Here is a 5,207-nt window from a genome sequence, read left to right as displayed (position 1 = left end):
GGCGCCACTTGAAATCGTTCATCAAAAGTCTCGCTGAAAATTGTCAGCATTCTTTCGGACATCGGCAAAATTTTTGCAACAGAGCCCTATATTGGGGTCCGGAGTGAGAGCGAGCCTTTCGGCCCGTCCTCGTTTCCTAGATCAGGAATAGGACTCGGATACGCACTAGCCAGGTGGTCCGGGTTGCTCCGCCGTTGACAAGTGCGCCAGATTGAATTAATTTGGTTCATTGATTCAAATCAATGAAGAAGGGCGCCCGCCAGTATAATGGTGGCTGAAACTCAACCCCAAGTCGATCACGATATCAGGGTGGCTGGAGCATTCAGAGATGCACCTGCCCCCGCCAAACAACGAAACCTCTTTATTTCAGCGAATACTAATGTAGTATATACAGTGAAAGGAAACAGACGCTGAAGCGATTCAGCATAAAATACAACAATAACAATAACTTAACAAAATCAAATGCAATCCTCATCAGAATTTTCTTTTGAGGATTATTTCGTAACTAGCTTGAGCTCTGTTCTTTCCACAAACTTTATCTCGGTCGCAATCACCACCGGAATAGCAGCAAAAGAAAGAAAACAAAAACAGTAAACCAAATAATACGTAATCACATCCTTATAAGATGTTGTATTATTCATTTGATATGCAAGTAATTTTTGCTTTCTTAGAATTATGTAGTCCGAAAAGCGCTTGATGTATTGTGAATATACAAGCTTTTCTCTTATGGGGAATAGAATAAATGAGAATGCATACCGCGAAAAAGGCGACAGTTTCCTCCCTGCAAGTTACCGTTTCGGCTCTTGCAATAGCTATCGCGACAGCAACCGGCGTAAACGCACAATCGGTTACCGTCACCGGAACCGTCAGCCCTACATTGACACCCAATCCTTCGCCGACCTGGACGGTTCCTAATTCATTGTATGTCGGCAACGGGACACCAGGCACGCTTGCGATAGCAAATGGCGGAACTGTTGCCATCACACCAGGATACAGCGCCGTCATCGGATATTTTGGCGGCGACGGCTTGATGACCGTCGACGGTGTCGGCTCGAGTTTTACTACGGATTATTATCTTTACATCGGCTACAATGGGACAGGCACTCTGCGCATCACGAATGGCGGTAATGTTGTAGCCTATTCAACAACAGTGGGACACGTGCCGGTTCCAACGAGCGGGAATATCACAATTGACGGTGCCGGGTCCGCTTTGACTACAACTTATCTTGGCGTCGGGGCAGATGGGCCAAGTTCTGTCACAGTAACAGGTGGCGGAAGGCTAACTACAAACGGTCTAGCTTATATAGGAGGGGCCTCTGGCGTTACAAGCACAGTAACAATCTCTGGCGCTGGCAGTACCTGGAACGCAAGCGCCGGGGTCTATGTGGGAGAAAGCGGCAATGGCGTACTCACGATAAGTGATCAAGGCCATATGATTACATCTCAGCTGGATCTTGGGTACCAATCCGGTTCGCATGGAGATGTGCAGCTAAACAGTTCGGGTGTATTGACCGCGAATCGGATCCGGCGCGTCAACGGCGGGAGCCTTTCGTTCGATGGCGGCATTTTTCAGCTGGCAAATAATCATCCCTCATTTTTCTCGGGGTTTGTTCCGGGGACCATCCTGTTTCAATCGCAAGGTGGAACCATTGACACTCAGTCATTCGATGGTGGCATACAAGCGGTCATGGGCGGCGTAGGCGGTCTGACCAAGACTGGTTCCGGAACGCTAACTCTCCACGGCAATAACAATTACACCGGAGCGACGACGGTATCAGCGGGTACGCTCTACATTATGGGCGACCAGACTGCGGCGACGGGCACGACAACGGTTCAGGCCGGGGCGACCTTGGGCGGGACCGGCATTATTGGCGGTGATGTCGCGATACAGGATAATGGCCAGCTGTCTCCTGGACCTGCCGGCAGCACGCCTGGAACTCTTACTATCAACGGCGATCTGAATCTGAGCGCTGGGTCATCGCTGCAGTACAGCTTTGGTAAAGCAAATACCGTCGGAGGAGCCCTGAACGATCATACGATTGTCAAGGGTGATCTGGTGCTCGACGGCACGATCAACGTCGTCACAACACCGGGAGGCTCATTCGATACAGGCGTTTACCGGGTTATAAGCTATGACGGCGCGCTGACAAACAACATCCTTGACATTGGCGCTATTCCCGCGAGCAACTACTACGTCCAGACGTCGGTCGACAAACAGGTCAACCTTGTCAACACGAGCGGTCTCACGCTTAATTTCTGGGACGTCGGACCGCAATTTAACGGGCAGGTCAATGGTGGCACAGGCATCTGGCAAAGCTCGGCGTCAGGCGGCCTCAACACCAACTGGACAGAACAGACAGGCGTGATCAACGCCCCGTATCAGGACGGTGCTATCGCGATTTTCATGGCGACAGCTGGTACAGTAACTGTCGATGACAGTCTGGGCGCGGTAACGGCTTCCGGCATGCAATTCGCCAGCGATGGTTATGTTGTTGAAGGAGACGCCATCAGTCTCGTAGGTTCACCAACGTCAACTATTCGCGTTGGGGATGGCACGGAGGCGGGCGCAGCGTTCACTGCGACGATCAATTCGGCCCTGACGGGCAACACGCAACTTGTAAAAAGCGATTTGGGCACTCTCGTCTTGAATGGCGCGAACACCTATACGGGTGGCACCGCTATCCAAGGCGGTATCGTGCAGGTTTCCAACAATTCCAACCTTGGCGCAGCAGGCGGCGGCGTGACGCTTGATGACGGCACGTTGCGCACCACGGCGAGCTTCACGATAGATCGAGCGACAGAATTACAGGGCCTGGGCGGCACATTTGAAACCCTCGCAGGAACAGAGCTCAATTATGCGTCCACGATTACTGGCGCGGGCAGCCTGACAAAGACAGGGCTTGGCACCCTGAATATCAACGCTCAGAGCAACTATTCAGGCGCAACGCCGGTCAATGAAGGAATTCTTGCTGCAGGGGGAGAAAACTATCTCAGCGGAGCTTCCGATTTTGAAGTGGCGGCGGGAGCGAAACTTGCCCTTAACGACTTCAGCCAGTCGATTTCTTCACTCAGCAATGCAGGCATAGTTGATTTCGGCCCCCAGGCTGGAACCAGACTCACCGTTACCGAAGATTATGTTGGCAACGGCGGCACACTTGCTCTGTGGACTGCTCTGGGTGGTGACAGTTCGGCTACGGACAGTCTCCTCGTAAATGGCAACACGAGCGGCTCATCCTTTGTGAAGGTGATGAATGCAGGCGGCACAGGCGCACAGACAGTTGAAGGCATCAAGATTATTGAAGTCGGTGGCGCCTCAGATGGTACATTCTCGCTTGTTGGCGACTATGTCCATGAAGGCGAACAGGCCGTCGTTGGCGGTGCCTATGCCTACAAGCTCTATAAAGGCAGCGTGTCAGAGCCTGATGATGGCGACTGGTATCTGCGCTCCCAGCTGAAATCAACCGATCCTGTTGACCCTGTCGACCCTGTTGATCCAGTAGAACCAGATAGTCCTCTCTATCAGGCAGGCGTTCCTACTTACGAAGCCTATCCGCAGGCACTGCTTGGCCTGAATGGTGTCAGCACGTTGCAACAGCGTGTCGGTAATCGTTTCTGGTCGGGCAATGGCAATCGCGTGATCGCTCAGGGTGCGGATGCCATCCAGCCTTATGCAGCTCCTGAAGAAGCAGGCACCTATGCCGAGGGCAATGGTGTCTGGGGTCGTATTGAAGGGGCACATAACAAGATTGAGCCACGTAATTCTCTTTCCGAAAGCGATTACAGGCAGAACATCTTCAAGCTCCAGGCAGGTCTTGATGGCCAGCTTGGTGAATATACGGACGGCTCGCTCATTGGCGGCATCTTTGTCCAGTATGTCCACGGCAAGACCAAGACCCGGTCACGCCATGGCGATGGTGAAATCTCCACCGATGGCTATGGCCTTGGCGGAACGCTGACCTGGTATGGCAATGAAGGCTTCTATGTCGATGCCCAGGCCCAGGCAACATGGTACAATTCCGACCTCTCCTCCACCCTTGCCGGTATGGGGCTCACCTCTGGAAACAACGGCTTTGGCTATGCGCTCTCGATCGAAAGCGGCAAGCGTTTTGCCATTGATCAGGCCTGGTCGGTCACGCCACAGGCACAGCTTGTCTATTCCAGTGTGGATTTTGACAGCTTCACCGATGCTTTTGACGCACGTGTCAGCCTTGACCGCGGCAACAGCCTGCAGGGACGCCTTGGCATTACGCTTGACCATGAGAATTCATGGGCCAATGCGAAGGGCCTAACCGATCGCGCCCATGTCTATGGCATTGCCAATCTCTATTATGAGTTTCTGGATGGCACAAAGGTTGATGTTGCAGGCACGAGCTTTGCTTCCAAACTTGATCGCGTCTGGGGTGGTATTGGCCTTGGCGGTTCCTATAACTGGGACAATGACAAATACTCGATCTATGGCGAAGGTCTGATCAACACCAGCCTGAACAGCTTCGGCGACAGCTACAGCCTCAAGGGGAATGTCGGCTTCCGTGTGAAGTGGTAGGCATAGCTTTCCCAGATAGATCAGATGCCGTGTGCGTGTCATGCGCACACGGCTTTTCTTTAAGGCCCGCAAGAGCTGAGAGCCCGACCTAAAATTAAGTTTAGCGATTTCAGTAGTTTATGATTCTCTATGTTTGCAAAAAATACGGAGGATCAGATGACATGGACTGAAACCGCTCGGCGTGATTATGCCAGACGTTTCTTGCGCTATGCAAGTGACTGCACTGACGATGAATGGATAATTATTGCGCCGCTTTTGCAGAAGATGAGCAAAGTCGGCCGACCTCGCAAACATGATCCTCGTAAACTTTGGGATGCGATCCAGTATATAGCGACAACCGGTTGCCAATGGGCGCAATTACCGAAGGAATTCCCGCCATTTACAACGGTGCAGTATCATTTTTACCGGATGCGAGACAACGGATTGCTCGATCTTATGTATCCCTCCGGTGACGGCCGCCTTGCGGTCTGAGGGCGAACGTCGGAAGTCCTAGGGACAATCCTAGGAGTAGCCCTATGACGATGCCGCGAGTGGAGGTGATCACGTCGGTCGAGAGACGGCGCCGCTGGTCGCGTGAGGAGAAGGAGCGCCTGGTGGTGGCATCTTTCGAGCCTGGCGTGACGGCCTCGGAGGTCGCGCGATCGGCGGGCGCTCACGTCAGCCA

Annotated in this window: 2 protein-coding genes and 1 pseudogene; all 3 read left to right on the top strand. The window is 52.8% G+C overall.

All coding sequences use genetic code 11. The features are described from left to right. Positions 1–742: 742 nt before the first annotated feature. Positions 743–4,543: an autotransporter outer membrane beta-barrel domain-containing protein gene (locus A918_RS19915; protein ID WP_084664717.1), complete on the top strand. Its 3,801-nt coding sequence runs from the start codon at positions 743–745 to the stop codon at positions 4,541–4,543. Positions 4,544–4,699: 156 nt separating this feature from the next. Then, positions 4,700–4,981 (top strand): annotated as a pseudogene (locus A918_RS19910) (transposase); the annotation flags it as partial. A gap of 77 nt (positions 4,982–5,058) precedes the next feature. Continuing rightward, positions 5,059–5,207 (top strand): IS3 family transposase (locus A918_RS19905; RefSeq protein WP_022710636.1); only part of this gene is annotated, 149 nt, incomplete at its 3' end.

It is taken from the genome of Pseudochrobactrum sp. AO18b, from assembly GCF_000409565.1.
Classification (GTDB): domain Bacteria; phylum Pseudomonadota; class Alphaproteobacteria; order Rhizobiales; family Rhizobiaceae; genus Pseudochrobactrum; species Pseudochrobactrum saccharolyticum.
Note: the sequence above shows the minus strand (reverse complement) of the source record. Positions and strands in the feature narration are given on the sequence as shown.